At 61.0% G+C, this 17,167-nt stretch carries 10 protein-coding genes; 6 read left to right on the forward strand and 4 right to left on the reverse strand.

What is annotated here, in order from left to right:
• Window positions 1-65 precede the first annotated feature (65 nt).
• The 4 genes from EYB53_RS08325 to EYB53_RS08340 form a co-directional block, all read right to left on the reverse strand.
• A complete protein-coding gene (locus EYB53_RS08325) occupies window positions 66-2,045 on the reverse strand; it encodes a glycoside hydrolase family protein (RefSeq protein ID WP_135477736.1) in 1,980 nt (659 codons plus the stop codon).
• A 69-nt stretch (window positions 2,046-2,114) separates the two neighbouring features.
• Window positions 2,115-3,593 (reverse strand): phytoene desaturase, encoded by a 1,479-nt coding sequence (locus EYB53_RS08330; protein ID WP_135477737.1) that lies wholly within the window; start codon window positions 3,591-3,593, stop codon window positions 2,115-2,117.
• Window positions 3,594-3,824: 231 nt separating this feature from the next.
• The gene (locus tag EYB53_RS08335; RefSeq protein ID WP_135477738.1) at window positions 3,825-4,619 is read right to left on the reverse strand and encodes a response regulator transcription factor; all 795 of its coding nucleotides are present in this window, start codon (window positions 4,617-4,619) and stop codon (window positions 3,825-3,827) included.
• A gap of 291 nt (window positions 4,620-4,910) precedes the next feature.
• Complete coding sequence (locus tag EYB53_RS08340; protein WP_254150975.1) at window positions 4,911-6,041, reverse strand: sortase; 1,131 nt, start codon at window positions 6,039-6,041, stop codon at window positions 4,911-4,913.
• Window positions 6,042-6,330: 289 nt separating this feature from the next.
• Here EYB53_RS08340 and EYB53_RS26035 point away from each other — a divergent pair, with 289 nt between their 5' ends.
• From EYB53_RS26035 to EYB53_RS08370, 6 genes are all read left to right on the forward strand, one after another.
• Window positions 6,331-10,473 (forward strand): BTAD domain-containing putative transcriptional regulator, encoded by a 4,143-nt coding sequence (locus EYB53_RS26035; RefSeq protein ID WP_167857311.1) that lies wholly within the window; start codon window positions 6,331-6,333, stop codon window positions 10,471-10,473.
• A gap of 312 nt (window positions 10,474-10,785) precedes the next feature.
• The gene (locus tag EYB53_RS08350; RefSeq protein WP_129674591.1) at window positions 10,786-11,022 is read left to right on the forward strand and encodes a hypothetical protein; all 237 of its coding nucleotides are present in this window, start codon (window positions 10,786-10,788) and stop codon (window positions 11,020-11,022) included.
• Between the two features lie 14 nt (window positions 11,023-11,036).
• Window positions 11,037-11,540 carry a transcription termination/antitermination protein NusG gene (gene nusG, locus EYB53_RS08355; RefSeq protein ID WP_135477740.1) on the forward strand — a complete coding sequence of 168 codons (504 nt, stop codon included), beginning with the start codon at window positions 11,037-11,039 and terminating at the stop codon, window positions 11,538-11,540.
• A gap of 12 nt (window positions 11,541-11,552) precedes the next feature.
• Window positions 11,553-12,848, forward strand: a complete 1,296-nt coding sequence (locus EYB53_RS08360) for a nucleotide sugar dehydrogenase (protein ID WP_135477741.1) — start codon at window positions 11,553-11,555, stop codon at window positions 12,846-12,848.
• A gap of 440 nt (window positions 12,849-13,288) precedes the next feature.
• Window positions 13,289-14,251 (forward strand): NAD-dependent epimerase/dehydratase family protein, encoded by a 963-nt coding sequence (locus tag EYB53_RS08365; RefSeq protein ID WP_135477742.1) that lies wholly within the window; start codon window positions 13,289-13,291, stop codon window positions 14,249-14,251.
• A gap of 664 nt (window positions 14,252-14,915) precedes the next feature.
• The gene (locus tag EYB53_RS08370; RefSeq protein ID WP_135477744.1) at window positions 14,916-16,775 is read left to right on the forward strand and encodes a tyrosine-protein kinase domain-containing protein; all 1,860 of its coding nucleotides are present in this window, start codon (window positions 14,916-14,918) and stop codon (window positions 16,773-16,775) included.
• Window positions 16,776-17,167 lie beyond the last annotated feature (392 nt).

A 17,167-nucleotide genomic window follows, 5' to 3' on the forward strand; every position in this document is an offset into this window, starting at 1 on the left:
GGGGCGCGTGCCCTTCCGTGTTGGGGCACGGCGGCGCCGTGCCCGTACGGCGGCGCCCGTGCCCCTTATGGCATCCGATCGTACCGAATAAATTGTTCCCGCCCGAGCAAGCCAAATTGCATTTCGTACGGTGTTCCTGCATTGGCCGGGTGGTGTTCGATACGGGCGCGCTCGAAGTATTGAACTCGGTAGGTTCCCCCGGTCGCGCCGGTCGCAAAGAAGGCGTCGGTCAGCGGTAGCCCCGCCAGATCAAGCCCGCCTGCCTGTTGCCACGCTTCGAGGAACGGCGGGCAGAGCTGTTTGCCCGTTTCGGGAAACCATTGGCAGCCCGGGTCGGGGTTCTCAGTGATTGGTAGGCTGCGCCAGTCGAGACCCTGGCGTTGCAGCGCGGTGTCGCCGAGGCGCGCCAGTTGCACTTCGTAGGCGCTGCCCCGTAGCTCGGGGAAGTATTCGAAGCGCGCCCGCTCGAAATACTGAACGGTCCGCGGTCGTCCGGTGCCTGGCTCTGGTTCGATCACTTCTTCGGTCAGCGGGTAGCCGAAACTCGCCAACCCGCCCCGCCGCTCCCAGAAGGTGCGGAAGGCTCCCCCAAGGCTGTGTCCTGTTGCCTCGAAGATGGCAGGATGCCGCGGTGGCTGGTCGTACTCGACATAAAGGGGCGCGCCCAGAGCGTCAGGATGCAGGGTGAGCCTCCCCGCACTGCTGGTGAGAATGTGTTGCACCTGGCCGTTCCAACTTCGTACCAGGGCCTGCCGACATTCACACGCGACCTCGAGCGCCGGGATGCTATTGCCGGTTCGCCAGATCACATCCACCCGTCGCCCGTTGCCGCCGTAGCGGTGCCAGTAAATCCCCTCGTCGCCATGCCGGATCACCTCCCGCAGACTCAGCCCGCCCAGCATTTCGGTCATCGTGCGGTATGCGACAAAGGCTGGTTTACGTAGATCAGCTCGATTCGGATCGAGTGGATAGCTGCGTCGCAACAGGCCGTAGTGAAATTCTACTTCGTTTTCGTTGTAAACTGGCTGATCATACGGTGCCTCAGGCCATGTGTCGTTGCGGAAATCGTACCAGAAGACCTTTTCAATGCTTGGATGGGCAATGGCATGCAGGTACGAGCGTACTAAAAAAAACGCCTGCGTATCCTCATCAACACCTTGCCAACTGCGCGTCGTTGACCAACCCCATTCGGTTAGCCAAACCGGCTTGGCCCCGTAGGTGCGCAGAATGTCGTCGAGCCGCTGCATCTCCTGGCCGAAAGTCAGCGATTGATCGCGCCGCCATGCGTCGCCCTCTGGCGCATCGGGTCGATACGGGTGGATCGCGATAATGTCGACATGCTTCCACCCACCAAGCTGACCTACGCGGTCGAGATAGTCAAAATAGTCGTAGTAATGCTCAGAGGGCGGCACACTCCAGATGCTCGACAGGCCGCCCATCACGATCTTTGCGCGTGGATCCGCTGCTAGCGCCGCCGCTCGCCCGACCTCCAGAATGCGCACAAAATCGGCGACCGTATAAAGCCCGCTCTCGTAGCCGGAGGCGGCGAGATTCGGTTCGTTCCAGAGTTCCCAGTAGGTGATCTGGTTGCGTTCCCGGCCATAACGGGCGACGGTCTGGTAGACATAATCGCCCCAGTCGCTGATCCACTCCTCGGGGGTGGGATTCTTCCCTTTGAACCAGGCGGGATTGTAGGTGAGCAACCCGAGAATGTTGATGCCGGCCCGTCGCTGCGCGCTGATGGCCAGATCGTAATTGTACATCCCCTGTTCATTGCCGTCCCAGCGATAGGGGCCGCCAGGCTCTTTCTGCACCTCGTGCCAGAAGATCTCCTCGCGTTGCCACTGGATCCCTGCCTCGCGCATAAGCGCAACGGCAGCAGGGATCTCATCGCTACGCACGCGATTGCCAAGTGCTGCGACGACGCCAAAGGGCGTGCTCTTATCTTGCCAGGGCAAGCCCTGGGCGGTGGTAGGTCGAGGGAGGGAAAGCAGTGGTGCAATGAGGATCAGAACGAGGAGGAGCAGGAGATAGAATTTACGCATACATTACTTTACACTCTCAGAGATGGATGTGCATGCCAACGCAGTTGGCACGCACATCCATCCCTCAATTTACGCTTCGCCGATCAAGCGTTCCGCAATGATCGCCGACGAAAGCACCCCGGGCAGGCCGGCCCCGGGATGGGTGCCGGCACCAACAAAGTAGAGGTTCGGGATGTCCTCCGAGCGGTTGTGCGGGCGGAACCAGGCCGACTGGGTGAGCAGCGGCTGCATCGAGAAGCCTGAGCCAAGGTGGGTGTTGAGTGCGTCGCGATAATAACGCGGGTCAACCATATGCTCGACGACGATATGCTTGCTGAGTTCGGGCATATAGTTCTCTTCGAGGAAATTGATGATCGCGTTCCGGTAGCCTTTGGCCGCCTTCGACCAATCGGTGCGTGCCCCGAGGTGCGGCACCGGCGACAGCACATAGACCGCCTCGCCGCCTGCCGGGGCCATGCTCGGGTCGGCGTGCGAAGAGCGGTGGAGATAGAGCGAGAAGTCGCGGCTGAGGTGCCTGCGGTTGAAGATATCGTTGAGCAGGCCCTTGTAGCGCTTGCCAAAGATAATGTTATGTTGCACCAGACCGTGATCGTCGTAACGACGATTCAGCCCCAGATAGATCACCACCAGCGACATACTATACTTCTTGCTGAGCAAGCGGCGATCCGTGTTGAACTTCCGGTGCTCGGGGGCGATCAGCTTCTGATAGGTGTACGGCACATCGGCATTCGAGACCACTGTATCGGCCTTGAAGATCCGCCCATCCACCAGCCGCACCCCAACAGTGCGCCCATTCTCTACCATGATCTCGCTTGCCTCGGCATTGAGTTCGAGCTTGCCCCCGATCTCCTTGAACAACTTTGCCATCGCCGCGACAATCGTTCCGGTGCCGCCCATCGCATGGTGAACCCCCCACTCGCGTTCGAGATAGTGAACCATCGCATAGATCGACGATGAATCGAACGGATTGCCCCCGATAAAGAGCGGGTGGAACGAGAAACAGCGGCGGAGGAAGTCGTGCTTGATAAAGCGCGAGACATAGCGATAGGTACTGAGGTACGACTGCATCCGAATAAGATCGGGCGCCACGCGCACCATATCGGTAAAGTGGAGGAAGGGCTGATCGGCGAGTTCGACAAAACCCTTCTGGAAGATCGCCCGGGTCGAAGCCATAAACTTCTTGTAGCCCTCGACATCACCAGGGTTCCAGCGCTTGATCTCCTCCAGGATTGCCGCCGGATCATCGCCATACTCAAAATGGCGACCCTTGGCATCAAAGAGGCGATAGTAGGGCTTGCAGGGCTCGAGTTCGAAATAATCCTCGCGACGCTTGCCCGCCGCCTGCCAGATATCATCGAACATAAACGGGGCCGTAATTACCGTTGGCCCGCTGTCAAAGGTAAAGCCCTGGGTCTTGTAAACATAGGCCCGTCCGCCGGGCTTATCACGCTTTTCAAGAAGGGTTACCTGATGGCCTTTAGCGGCAAGCCTGATTGCTGCGCTCAAACCGCCAAAACCACTACCAATCACCACAATCTGTTGTTGCATAGGGACGTATCCATCCAAACTAGGGTTCACCCCGGCTCAGTGCGCATTGCACCGCAAGATGAGGCTGCCAGAAGGGGTGCCAAGATCCATGATAGCCTGAGGTCGTTGCTGGTATAGATGAGAGAGTTGTACCTATAGTGAAGGGTTTGTTACTGTTGGTCGGGGCACGGCGGTGCCGTGCCCCAACTTCCATCAAGCCGTCGGGGCACGGCAGCGCCGTGCCCCAACCCATCAGAAGGAATCTGGGCCATCAGAGGTCAGCATATAGCCCGCACCACGAACGGAGATGAGCAGACAGGGGAGTTGCGGATCGGGTTCGACCTTACGCCGGACGCGATAGACCAGCGCTTTGACGAGTTGACGCGCCTCGTCGGTGGTACAGCCATGGTAAGCCAGGACTTCGCGAGCGATCTTCTCAACCGGTACTACGCAGTTGCTGTGGCGAGCAAGGTAGAGTATCAGATCGAATTCACCATGCGAAAGACGTATAGGATGCTGATCCACTGCAACGCGGCGACGCATAGGATCAATTTCGAGGCGACCAACACGTAAACGCTGTTCAGGGGGCGTAGCTGCATAGGATGTGTCAGCAGGATCGGCCAGATGCAATAACTGAGTACCAAGGTGACGCAGGGCCTTTAGGTGATCGAGCCGTAGGCGGCGCTTCCCCATAACCACTTTCACCTGCGCAACCAGGTCATTCATGCTGGCTGGTTTGCGCAGATAGCCAGCCGCTCCCAGGTTGATGGCAGCGATCGCCGACTCAAGGCTGGCTGCCCCGGTCAACACGATCACTTCGAGATCCGGATCCAAGGCTTTTGCCTCACGCAGAAGGGTTAAACCGTCCATTTGGAGCAACAGAAGATCGGTGATCATCAGGGGGAAGCGCTCGTGATGCAGTAACCCGAGCGCTGCTTCCGCACTCTCAACCGTCGTAACCAGAAAGCCAGCCGTGCGCAACTGTGCATCCAGCATCATGCGCGTGACTGGCTCATCCTCTACCACTAGTAGCCTGTGATCTTCCATACACCCACTCCTTGTTCTTGTACGTATGACTTACATGCTGATACTCCTCTGTATGCTTCCCCCTCGTTGTGAGCCTTGAAAGATCCTGATGCACGCATAACAACACGCTGCCGCGATGCATGTTTGTGCCTTCACTCGTGCGCCAGGCTTACCATATAATTCGACATTGATATAGTCGTAAAGATACCCACTCATGTTAAAAAAGGTTAGTGAAAAAAGTACTATTTCGAATTAGCCCTTTAGTACTAAGCTAGTACTGTTACCAAAGTACTAGCTTTGTTGGTACGCTTGTTACCTTCCCGTCACAGGCTTGGCGATGGTGATGAGGCGGTGGGTCATGTCCACCACTTCGTTTTGGACGATCACCTGGTCGCCAATGCACGAGACGAGGGTCAGCAGTTCTTGTTGTTGCGGTAGGATGTAGTGTACTTCATCGGGTTTGACCCAGATCTGCTGGCTGACAACGTAGTCGAAGCGCTGGCCGGTGCTGGTGTGCAGGGTGATGATGTCCCCCGGGACGAGGTCTTTGATGCGGGCGAAGGGGGCCGGAATTGATGGTGCGTCGCGGAAGCGCAGCACATGTCCCCAGAGTACGATGTTTTCGCCTTCGCCGGGGGTGGCGCTCAGGTTGTACCAGCCGACGTCGTGCCTGGGCACAATGGGTACGCCCTGGGGATCAAGGCCAACCGAGACGATGGGGCTATCAATGTTTTGCGCTGGGGCGACGATCCGCTGCGGTACGGCGCGGATGGCCTGCGGTGCAGCTTGTGCCTGCGGTTTTAGTTCGGCCCCCAGGAGCCCGCCCAGCACCCGAAACGGTGCCGGTTGCTCGGGGTGGATTTCGAGCCGCGCTCGTTCGAACCATTGCACGATGTATTCGCGTCCGTCGGCCAGGGTCTCCGGGCGGGCTTCCGTAATTGGCAACCCCCAGAGCGCCAGGCTTTCGGCGACGCTGTACCCGGCGCGTCCGTCGTTTTCGATGCCGTTCGCTGCCCAGGCGCGCAGGATGTCGCCGCATACGTTGAGCCCTGTGTCGCCAAAGAAGCGGCACCCCGCCGCTGCTTGCCCCGCTGCCGGTAGCACCGGGCTGCGCCCGTCACGGGCGAGCCGTTCGATGCCAAGGCGTCCCAGTTGCACGGTGTAGGGCCAGGCAAGCTCGGGGTGCAGTTCGAGCCGGTGCCGCTCGAACCATTGCACTTGCACGCGCCGCCCCTCGATCACCTCGGTTTGCAATGGCGTCAGCGGGTACCCAAAGACCGCCAGGCCACCATGCTGTTCCCAGAAGCGCTGAATCGGCCCGGCAATGCAATAGCCCGTCGCAGCGAAACAGCGTTCCCGTTGCTGCGCCTGCGCCGGCATTGCCCCAAACAGCGCGAGCAGTGTGAACAATGCTATGACGCTTATGTACGTATGTTTCATCATAGATCCCCTCGAACTCCCGGATTGCTTAACTTTTACTTAATATATGGAAAAGCTGCGGAGAAAACGTATGAGTTTGTTCACACTTTGTGAAGCATGGTACGATTTTCTGGTATAATGCTTTGCGTCTATTGTAGCATAGTGAGCTTTTGGCGAGGGGCTTGGGTGGTCGCAGACCATAAACGAGTTGTTCATGGCGACGATGGGGGTGTATAGGGCGTTCTGATACGCTCACCCTATTTCCTGTTTCCTACTTCCTCCTTCTTCTATGCATAATACGTTGCGTCTGTGGATGTTTGGACAGTGGCGGGTCGAACTCGATGGTGAGTTGGTTCAGGTGCCGACCCGTATGGCGAAGGTTCTGCTGGCGCGTCTTGTCTGTGCGTTCCCTTCGCCGATCCCTCTGACGTTGCTTGGTGACGATCTCTTTCCGACGCTGGAACCGACACAGGTTCAGCGTCGCCTGCGTTCGGCACGGCATTACCTTCGGCAGGCGCTTGGCCCGATCCTGGTCACTTCCGAGTACCACCTTGGCCTTGATCCCCACCTGGTGGTGCTCAGCGATTACCATGCCTTTTTGCAACATAGTCGCCCCGATGCGACCCAGGCCGAGCTTGAGCACGCTATGACGCTCTATACCGGGCCGTTCCTTGGTTCGCTCGCTGATGCCTGGGCCGCCCACGAGGCGAGTGTGACGCAAGTCCGTTACCTCGAGGTGCTCCATCGTCTGGTGACGCTCGCTCGTGCCAGTGGTTCGGCGATGCTTTTGCTGCGCACCGCTCGCCGCTGGGTGATTGAGGAGCCATGGGAGGAGCAGGCCCACGTCGCGGCGGTGCAGGCGTTGCTTGATCTCGGTGAGCACGAGGCTGCCCTGGATCAGGTGAGTCAGGCCCGCTCGATGCTGCGTGCCGAGTGGCAACAGCATACCTGGCCTGCGCTGGATGAATTGGCTCGTTTGCTGGCGCGGACGCCGCCCCCGGTGGCTTCTGCCCCGATAGCTCCCCTTGCTGAACTGCCGACGTTGCCGCTGGCGTTGCCTGTTGAGGTCGAGAGTGGTCTCGCGGCGGCGTTGCCTTTGATCGGTCGGGTGCGCGAGCTTGAGGGGTTGGCTGAGGTCTGGCAGCAGGCGCTGGCCCGTCGCCCCGCAGCGGTGTTGATCGAGGGGGCGAGCGGGCTGGGCAAGACGCGTCTGGTGCAGGAGTTTGCCGCCCAGGTGCGCCTGCGTGCCTCGTGGACCGTCCTTTGGTTGACGCCTCGTACGGGAGCGCACGATATCTGGGAACTCTTTGAGGATGGGGTGATCGGCGCTGGCCGTACGGCGCGTGTCTATCTGCGGGCCGCCTGCGCGAGCCTTGATGACCAGCAGTGGCATCTGCTCTGTCGCCAGATGCCCCGTCTGCGTGAGGTGCTGCCCGAGCGCGCACCGCAGCCGCTGCGTCGTGCGCAACGCCTTCGCTTTGATCCGCTGCAGGCCCTGGTCGCGTTGCTGGATCACGTGGCTGCGCAGGGTGCCTTGCTGCTCGTGATCGATGATTTTCCTGGCGATCATCAGGCGCTGCGGCAACTCGTGATCCGCTTGCTCGCCGGCCCACGCGCCCTCTGTGTGGTCTTGACGGCGCCCCCCGGTGAGGCGAGTTTTCCTGTGGCAACGCTGCACCGACCGATCCTTTTGCCCCTGCGCCTGCTGGCCCTTGAGCCGCTTGACCCCCAGGCGACGCTACACCTGGCCCAGGCTGCCGTAGGTGGTCGCATTGCCCCTGCATTGCGCGACCGCTTACTCACGATCAGTGGTGGTCATCCCGGCTTGCTCCTTGGCCTGATCCACGTTCTCTATGAACATCAGGTGCTCTGGTATGACCCACCGACGGGATGGGGCCTCATCAGGCCGGATGTTTCCCTCCCCACAACGATGCCCGCGTTGATGCGCTGGCAAGTCGCACGGCTTGCGCCTGCGGCATGGATGATGGCGTGTACCTTTGCGCTGCTTGGGCGACCTGCCGATGAGGATCTGATCGAGGCGCTCTGGCCTGAGCCGGGGCAGCGGGTTGCCCTGCTGTCTGACCTGCTGATCGCCGGGGTGCTGATCGAACGGGGCCAGTATCTGCGCCTGGCCCACCCTGACCTGGGGGTGTACCTGCTTGAGCGACTTGACCCTGAAGCGCGGCGTACCTTGCACGCCCAACTCGCCACGGCGCTTGGCCGTGCGCTAGATTGTCCTGTGACGCTGCGGTTCGAACGACTTGCGCATGGGGCCCTGGGCCACCTGTGGGATGCCGTGCTCGACGAGGCGCTCGACGCAACGTATGAGGCCCTTGCCGCTGGCACGTTGCCCCTGGCCCAACGCAGCCTTGGCTTTGCTAGCGCCGCCGTGCAAGCGCTGAACCTCCCCGTCGGCCATGCATTGCGTTGGGAAGCGGCGCGCTTGATGGCGTATATGGCTGACGGCAGCCCCCCATTTGACCTGCTAGGTGGGCGCCGCAAATCGTCTTTGCTACCCTCTGGATCCTCACGGCGCTCACCTGGCAGGTCTAGCAACCCCTCACCCCCCCTGCCCCCCCTCTCCCACGAGGGGAGAGGGGGGGAGCCACGCCCCTCCCCCCTGGTGGGGGAGGGGTTGGGGGTGGGGGGCGCTCGGCCTGCCCCCCTGGTGGGGGAGGGGTTGGGGGTGGGGGGCGCTCGGCCTGCCCCCTCACCCCCCCTGCCCCCCCTCTCCCACGAGGGGAGAGGGGGGGGGGCGCCGCCGCGTGCGGCGGCGGGGCAACGCCCCTCCCCCCTGGTGGGGGAGGGGTTGGGGGTGGGGGGGCAAGGATGGCACCAGCCCAAAACGCTATCGTTGAGAGCGGTGGGGGCGGGTGGGGCCAGGCCTGCCTCGGCACCAGACCTGCTCCTCGAAGAGGCACAGGCTGCTGGGCGGGAGGATTGGCAGATCGAGGCGTTGATCTGCGTCGGGTTGGCCCGCGGGACGCTGGTTGATCCTGCGGAGGGCGAGCGGGTGCTCCGTGAGGCGTTGGCCCAGGCGCGCTGCACCGGGTTGACGCGGCTTGAGGCGCAGGCGTCGCTGGCGCTGGCGGAGGTGCTGGCGATCAGTGAGGCGTATGATGAGGGCGTGCTCTATGCGCAGCGGGCTGTTGAGCTTGCGGCGATGGAGGTTGGATGCGGGGCCAAGGTGCGTTCCCACAGCGGCAAACATGCCCAATCCACTGTCTTGACCGAAGCACGCTTGAACCTTGTTGCCGCTTTGCTTGCTGCACACCGGCGTGAAGCGGCGGCTGCGGTGATGGCGCACCTGGTTGATGATGCTGCGCTGGCGACGATGCCACTGCTGGCGGCGCGGGCGTTGCTGGCGGAGGCATTGGTTTGTCTGAGTCAGCGTCGCTATGGCGAGGCGCTGGCGCTGTTGCGTGCGGCGCTCTTCCAGGCGCAACTGGCCGACGATCAGCGCGTTGAGTTGGAGGTGCGGGCGCGACTGGTGCATACGCTTGCCCTGGTTGGGGCGTTTGAAGAGAGCCGTTTGCTTGGTGCGACGACGTTGCCGTTGCTACGCGAGGCCGGCTTGCTTGCCCCGCTCAAGCTGTTGCTTGCCAGTATGACCCTGACGCTCCTGGCGTTGCACGAGTACGAAGAGGCGCTCGCGCTGGCCCGTGAAGGCACCGAACTGGCTCGGCGTTTGGCAAGCCAGCCTGCCGTGGCGCTGCATACTGCCCTTGTCGCAGCAGCACAACTGGGGCTGGGCCAGACCCGTGAGGCCTATGCGACGTTGCTGCAGCTTGAGCCAGCTGGTGTCCCGGCGCTGCCAGTCGAGGGCATAGTGCTGGCTGCCGAAGTCTATGCCGCAGCATGTGATCCTGACCGTGCCCTTGCGCATGCCCGTGCTGCGGCCATCCTGCCTGAGCCAGGCCTGCCGCACTGGTCCCCGGCAATGACCCGCTGGCGGATCGCCGGGGTACTGGCGGCATGCGAGCAACCCATCGAGGCGGCAACAGCACGGATCGACGCCCTTGACACATTGCTCGCTGAATTGGGGTATAATAAAGAGCCTGAGGTACGTCGTACATTGCTTGCCTTGCAACCATTTGACCTGGAGCTAGCTTGCCAGCCGGTTCTACAGCGCCCGCGTTGTCTCGCCTGGCTCCCCTTGCGACATGCACCAACCGGACGACCCCTGCAACCCGATGAGTTGCACCCGGTCGTCTGGACAATTGAGGCCCCGGATGATCCTGTTGACCGCATTGCCCGCCGCCATATCTGCCTGCTCCGCCTCTCTGGTGAGGCCATCGCTCAAGGATGTTTTGCGACCCTTGAGGAGCTTGCGCGTGTCCTGGAGGTCAATGTGCGCACGATCAAACGTGACCTCGCCATGTTGCGTGAACAGGGCATTGTGGTTGTGACGCGGGGCGGTGACCTCAAAGCGAACGCACGGGTCAGCGGACGGTAGCTGTTCAGACGGTGGCTATGTCCCCACGGTTGTCAGGGGATTGCCAGGTAACGTGACGGTCTCTTGCTAGGATAGCGCTTGTCTCGGCATCGCAGGGCGATGTCGAAATGGCGGAGCGTGCCCAGTATATGGATCGGGTCGCGCGGCGCGTGCGCGGCAACGTACCTATGCATAGGGCCACTCGTCGCACGCGCCGCAAGGTACCTACGCATAGGGTCGCGCGGCGCGCGCGCCGCAAGGTACCTATGCATAGGGTTGCGGCGCGCTTGCGCGCCGCAACCCTATAAACCAAAACCACGCAAGGGATAACTCATGGCACAGTTGCGCTGGCTGTTGCTCATGCAGAGGTCGGAAGATGAGGAGACCGGGGGGCCACAGTTTGTATTGTGGCTGGTTGATCCCGAAGGGAAAGCCCCCCCAGTCCGGTGTACGACGGTGGACGATTTGATGGCGACGCTGATCCAGTCGTGGAATCAGCGGGTCAACCACGCGCTACCCGAAGACGGTCATCCGAACGATGACACCGAGTTGGCGTGTGGCGGGGTGTAGGTGGCAAGAGGTCTATGGCAGCACACTGGTATGCATTGCAGACAAAGGCCCGGAAAGAGGCGCTGATCACCGAGCAGCTTGAGCAGCGGGGCGTGCCGGTCTTTTACCCGCACCTGGTGGTAAAGCCGGTGAATCCGCGTTCGCGCACGATCCGCCCCTTCTTTCCCTCGTATGTCTTTGTCAAGGCTGATCTTGGCAAGTTTGGCCCTTCGGCCTTTCGCTATCTGCCCTTTGCCGTTGGCCTCGTCAGCTTTGGCGGCGAGCCGGCGGTCGTTGATGATGCGTTGCTCCAACTGATTGATCAACGCCTCACTGAAATCAACGCCGCCGGCGGCGAGACCTTTTTTCAGCTGCGCCCCGGCGATCGCGTTGTCATTGAACACGGCCCGTTTGCTCAGTACGAGGCGATCTTTGACGCCCGTCTCCGCGATAGCGACCGCGTCCGCGTCTTAATTGATCTGCTTGGCGATCGCCAGATCCGCGTTGAGCTCAAAGTGAATCAGATCAGGCTGTTGTAGGATTTTCATTGTATGACTTCACAACCCGTGCTTCTTCAAGCCTTTCTCGAACGTGTTCACCGTCGCGACGTCAGCGTCGCCATTATCGGCCTCGGATATGTTGGTTTGCCCCTCGCCGTGGTGTTTGCCGAAGCGGGCTTGACCGTCGTCGGGATCGATCTTGATCCGCGCAAGGTAGAGTTGTTGAATGCTGGTGAGTCCTATATTGAGGATGTGCCTACATCAAGATTGGCCCCGCTGGTGCAGGCTGGCCGCCTGCGGGCGACTACCGATGTGGCAGTGCTGGCCGAGTGCGATGCGGTGAGCATCTGTGTGCCGACGCCGCTGCGCAAGACGGGTGATCCCGATATTTCGTATATTGTTGATGCGACCGAGCAGATTGCCCGCTATCTGCACCGCGGGATGCTGGTGGTGCTTGAGAGTACGACCTACCCTGGGACAACAAGTGAGGTGATTCTGCCCCGTTTGAGTGACCATCAGGATGGCCTGCGCGTCGGCGAGGATTTCTTCCTCTGCTTTTCGCCCGAGCGCGTCGATCCGGGTCGTACCGACTGGACAACCAGGAATACGCCGAAGGTGATGGGCGGCCAGACGCCCGCCTGTCTTGAGGCAGGCCAGGCGCTCTATGGCGTTGCGATTGAGACGGTGGTGCTGGTCTCGTCGCCCGCCGCCGCCGAGATGACCAAGTTGCTCGAAAATACCTTCCGCTCGGTCAATATCGGTCTGGTCAACGAAGTGCTCTTGATGTGCGAAAAGCTTGGCCTTGATGCGTGGGAAGTGATCGAAGCCGCGGCAAGCAAGCCCTTCGGCTTTATGAAATTCACCCCCGGCCCTGGCCTCGGGGGGCACTGCATTCCCATTGACCCCCTCTACCTTTCGTGGAAGCTGCGTACGCTTGATTACACTGCACGCTTTATTGAATTGGCAAGCGAAATCAATACCGGCATGCCGCGCTATTGGGTGCAAAAAGTGCAGGACGCGCTCAACGATGTCGGCAAAGCGCTCAAGGGGAGCAAGGTGCTGGTGGTTGGCATTGCCTACAAAAAAGATGTCAGCGACATGCGCGAATCGCCCGCGCTCGACATCATCCACCTGCTGCAAGACAAAGGGGCCAGCGTCACCTACCACGACCCCTATGTGCCCGACGTTGACCACGACGGCATTACGATGACCAGCGTGCCCAACCTGCACGCAGCCCTCGCCGACGCCGACTGCGCCATCATCGTCACCGACCACAGCACCTACGACTGGCCAACGATCCACGCCACCGCCCGTGTCATCGTTGACACCCGCCGGACGCTGCGGTAAGGCATGGTAGCGCGGGCTTCCAGCCCGCGTGGGGTTTGCGGGCTGGAAGCCCGCACCACTATGTCCCGCCCGTTTCGGGAGCAACAGCGGGCGTCCCGCCCTCGCTCCCAGGACTCGCAACCGTGTCATGCTGCGTATCACATGGCCCACGGGCCAGTGGTGTGGAGCGAAACCAGTGCCGGTGCGTAGCCTGCCCTGTCACCCCGAACGGAGTGAGGGGTCTTCCATGCGGATCCGTTCGGAATGACCGTGGAGCCGTTGCGCTCCGAGCATGAGGTTTTGTTGCTTAGACAAGGTTTCAGGAAGAGCTTTTGAGCATAACAGTGGTAGTGCCGACTTTAGTCGGCTGAGGCCGACTAAAGTCGGCACTACCACATGCGCCTCTGCTCCTTTGCGTCAAATCATCAGCCATTGCTATAGCACAGCCCTCAACACATAATATGCATACATATTTGATCACCGGCGGGGCCGGCTTCATTGGCTCACATCTGGCTGAGTATTTGCTGGCGCAGGGGCAGCGCGTGCTGGCAATTGATAATCTCTCGACGGGGGCGATGGCGAATATTGCGCATCTGTTGCCCAACGAGCATTTTCGTTTCGCCAGGGCTGATGTCAATGATCTGGTCGTGCTCGATCGACTGGCGTCAGAGGCACAGGTGATTATTCACCTGGCCGCCGCCGTCGGGGTACAACTGGTCGTTGAGCGCCCGGTGCATACGATTGAGACCAATGTGCGTGGTACCGAGACGGTGCTGCGGGCGGCGCTCAGGTATGGCTCGCGGGTGCTGGTGGCGAGCACGTCGGAGGTCTATGGCAAGGCGACGCGGGTGCCTTTTGCCGAGGAAGACGATATTCTGCTGGGGGCAACAAGCAAGAGCCGCTGGAGCTATGCGGCCAGCAAGATGCTCGATGAGTTCCTGGCCCTCGCCTATCACCGTGAGTTCGGGTTGGACGCGCTGGTGATGCGCTTCTTCAATACGATTGGCCCCCGCCAGAGTGGCCGGTATGGCATGGTCGTGCCCCGTTTTGTCCGCCAGGCGCTCTCGAACGAGCCATTGACCATCTATGGCGACGGGCAGCAGGCGCGCTGCTTTTGCGATGTGCGCGACATTGTGCGTGCCGTTGTTGCGCTGGCCGATCACCACCTGGTTGGCCCCGAGCGCGTCTTTAACCTGGGCAATACCCGCGAAATCACGATCACAGCCCTCGCCGAACTTGTCAAAACCCTGACCGGCAGCAGCGCCGAGCTTGCCTATGTCCCCTACGCCGAAGCCTACGCCCCCGGCTTTGAAGACATGCACCGGCGCGTCCCTGATATCACCCGGATTCAACACCTGATCGGCTGGACACCCACCATCACCCTCGAAAAGACGATCGATGACATCGCAGCGGCGCTGCGATAAAAAACCTGGCAGGTGTGCGCCGGGACATAGTTCTGTTACCCCCAGTATCTCTGCGGCGCACACCTGCCAGGTTTGATGGCGCAGGCAAGCCTGGGAGCGAGGGCGGGACGCCCTCGAAGGTATTCCGAGGGCGGGACAGGCAAGCCTGGGAGCGAGGGCGTCCCGCCCTCGAAGGTATTCCGAGGGCGGGACGCCCTCGCTCTCAGGAGAGTTGCCCGTCCAGGGCGATTGCACCATACGAAACCGGATACAACGGGGCACCCGCAAGGGGCGCCCATACCGGGGCGGGGGCGGGCCCGGTGTACCCGTACCGGGGTGGGGCACCCGTACCGGGGTGGGGCACCCGCAAGGGGTACCCGTACCGGGGCGGGGGCGGGCCCGGTGTACCCGTACCGGGGTGGGGCACCCGCAAGGGGCGCCCGTACCGGGGCGGGGGCGGGCCCGGTGTAGGGGCACCCCTTGCGGGTGCCCTTGCGGGTGCCCTTGCGGGTGCCCTGGTTGCCCGTCCCGCAATAGTTGCTAAAACGCAATTATCAGGTACAATGAAGAGCCTACCTGACATTCCGTGCATTCTGTCACATTCATTGCATTTCAACTAACCAGAGGCTGGAGGTCGTGCGCAGGTGGTGATGAGCCTGCTCTTCCATAGTTAAGGTGTTTCTGCATGGAAAACGACTCGGTCGAGATCGACCTGCTCCGTTATTTCTTTATCCTCCGTCGCTGGGCCTGGTTGCTGATCCTTGGCGCGCTGCTTGCTGGTGGTGCTGCCTTTCTGATTAGTCGCCAGATTACGCCGATCTACCAGACGTCAACTACGCTGCTGATCAACCAGGCGTCGAGTGGCGGCAGTTCTTCCGCTGAGTATCAATCGATCCTGACCAGTGAGCGGCTTGCGCAGACGTATGCCACCGTGATGGTGAGTCGACCGATTCTCGAGCAGGCCATTGACTCGCTCGGGTTGTCAATGTCGCCTGGTCAACTCGCGGGGCGTGTGACGGCAACCCCCGTCCGTAATACGCAGTTGTTGCGTTTGACCGTGACCGGCGAAGATCCGGCCCAGATTGCGGCGCTTGCTAACGAGATTGTGACAATCTTTGTGCGGCAGAATGCCGCGTTGCAGAGTAGCCGCTTTGATGCGACCCGCCAGAGCCTTGAGACAGAGTTGGCAAAGATCCAGGGGGAGATTGACGCAACGCAGGCGTTGCTTGACCAGGCGACCGGTGCGGCGAATGCCGGTGAACGGGCACGCCTCCAGGAGTTGCTGGCGCTCTATCGTACGAGCTATGCGTCGCTGTTGCGCAGCATCGAAGAGATCCGGCTGACCGAGGTGCGCCAGAGCGATAGCGTGATCATGATCGAACCTGCCCTTGCGCCAGTCAACCCGATCAGCCCCCGCGTGATGCAGAATGCCCTCATTGCCGCAGTGGTTGGCCTGATGCTGATGTTTGGTCTGGTCTTGCTGCTTGAATTCTTCAATGACCGCGTTGGTTCGAGCGATAAAGCCGGCGAGATGCTTGGCACGACAGTGCTGGCAACGGTCGGTGACATTGAGGGCGAGCGGGCACCCGAGAAGTTGGTGACGCTGACAACGCCCTATGCCAATATCTCTGAGGCTTATCAGATGCTGCGGGTGCGGCTTGATGTGGCCGCCTACGGGCAGGGCCTGCGCACCGTGCTGGTGACCAGTAGCAACCAGAGCGAGGGCAAGAGTACGACGGCGGCCAACCTTGCCGTCGTGCTGGCGCGCTCGGGCAAGCGCGTGATCCTGGTTGATGCCGACCTGCGCCGTCCGACGATGCACACCTATTTCAGCCACCACAACCTGCGTGGCGTAACGACGGCCATGGTACGTGACCCTGGCTCGAGCATTGATTTTCACTTTCAGTCAACCAAACTCGAAAACCTGCTGCTGCTCCCCAGTGGCCCGCTGCCCTCTGACCCGATGGCAATGTTGAGCTCGCAGCGTTTTGCCGACCTTGTCGAGACGCTGAAAGAGATGGCTGACATCGTGATCTTTGACAGCCCACCAATCTTGCAGGTCGCCGACTCGACCGTGCTGCTCAACTTCTGTGATGCGGTCGTGCTAGTCGCCATGGCAGGCAAAACCCGCACCAGCGCGCTGCGCCAGGCCAAAGCCCTGCTTGACCAGTCGGGCGCAAAACTCGCCGGACTTGTGCTCAACCGGGTCTCGAAGCGTAGTTATGGCTATGGGTACGGGTACGGCTATGGGTACGGCTACGGCTACGGCTATGCCCCCGACGATCCCAACAAGACCAAACAATCGTGGCTCAAAACCCAATGGCAGCGCCTGACTGGTGGCAAACGCAAGCACAAGCACGCAAGCAGCGAAGCCACACCGACAAGCACCACTGACAGCACAGCCACACCACCACAAGAACCAGCGACAACCCCGGTTGCCATCAATGGCTCCTATGCTGCTACCGACCTCGACGACGCAGCCGAGCCAGCGATTGTCGCCGCTGGCAGCGGCAGTCCTGAACGAAGCAAACGCCGACGCAGGTAAAGAAACGAACCTGACAATACGGTGGGTTATTTGACGCAAAGGCGCAGAGGCGCAAAGGTTTGATGGTAGAGTATGCGCGCCTTGGTGGCAAAACGGGTCAACCCTGCACATACAGTGGGTGATGTGACGCAAAGGCGCAGAGGCGCAAAGGTTTGATGGATCAGTATGCGCAGTTTTTTTGAGTGAAAGCAGAAACATGCCGCCCGCCATGGCTATCGCCACGAGGCATGCGCCACCACCTAAACAACCTAGCACCGCGCCAACCTTGGGGTTTCGAAAGGGGCAACGCCCCTTCGCGGGGGTCCAGGGGGCAGCGCCCCCTGGGCGGGGTGCGGGGCGCAGCGCCCGCAAGCAGTCTGTTGTCGCAACAAACCCCTGCGGAGCATCAAGGC

Source organism: Candidatus Chloroploca mongolica (assembly GCF_004762035.2).
Taxonomy (GTDB): Bacteria; Chloroflexota; Chloroflexia; order Chloroflexales; family Chloroflexaceae; genus Chloroploca; species Chloroploca mongolica.

What these genes read in the sequence shown, in the direction of transcription:
- EYB53_RS08365 (WP_135477742.1), top strand. Translation starts at nt 13,289, where the DNA reads ATGCATACATATTTGATCACCGGCGGGGCCGGCTTCATTGGCTCACAT.
- EYB53_RS08370 (WP_135477744.1), top strand. Translation starts at nt 14,916, where the DNA reads ATGGAAAACGACTCGGTCGAGATCGACCTGCTCCGTTATTTCTTTATC.
- EYB53_RS08350 (WP_129674591.1), top strand. Translation starts at nt 10,786, where the DNA reads ATGGCACAGTTGCGCTGGCTGTTGCTCATGCAGAGGTCGGAAGATGAG.
- EYB53_RS08325 (WP_135477736.1), bottom strand. Translation starts at nt 2,045, where the DNA reads ATGCGTAAATTCTATCTCCTGCTCCTCCTCGTTCTGATCCTCATTGCA.
- EYB53_RS08360 (WP_135477741.1), top strand. Translation starts at nt 11,553, where the DNA reads ATGACTTCACAACCCGTGCTTCTTCAAGCCTTTCTCGAACGTGTTCAC.
- EYB53_RS08340 (WP_254150975.1), bottom strand. Translation starts at nt 6,041, where the DNA reads ATGATGAAACATACGTACATAAGCGTCATAGCATTGTTCACACTGCTC.
- EYB53_RS26035 (WP_167857311.1), top strand. Translation starts at nt 6,331, where the DNA reads ATGTTTGGACAGTGGCGGGTCGAACTCGATGGTGAGTTGGTTCAGGTG.
- EYB53_RS08335 (WP_135477738.1), bottom strand. Translation starts at nt 4,619, where the DNA reads ATGGAAGATCACAGGCTACTAGTGGTAGAGGATGAGCCAGTCACGCGC.
- EYB53_RS08330 (WP_135477737.1), bottom strand. Translation starts at nt 3,593, where the DNA reads ATGCAACAACAGATTGTGGTGATTGGTAGTGGTTTTGGCGGTTTGAGC.
- nusG (WP_135477740.1), top strand. Translation starts at nt 11,037, where the DNA reads ATGGCAGCACACTGGTATGCATTGCAGACAAAGGCCCGGAAAGAGGCG.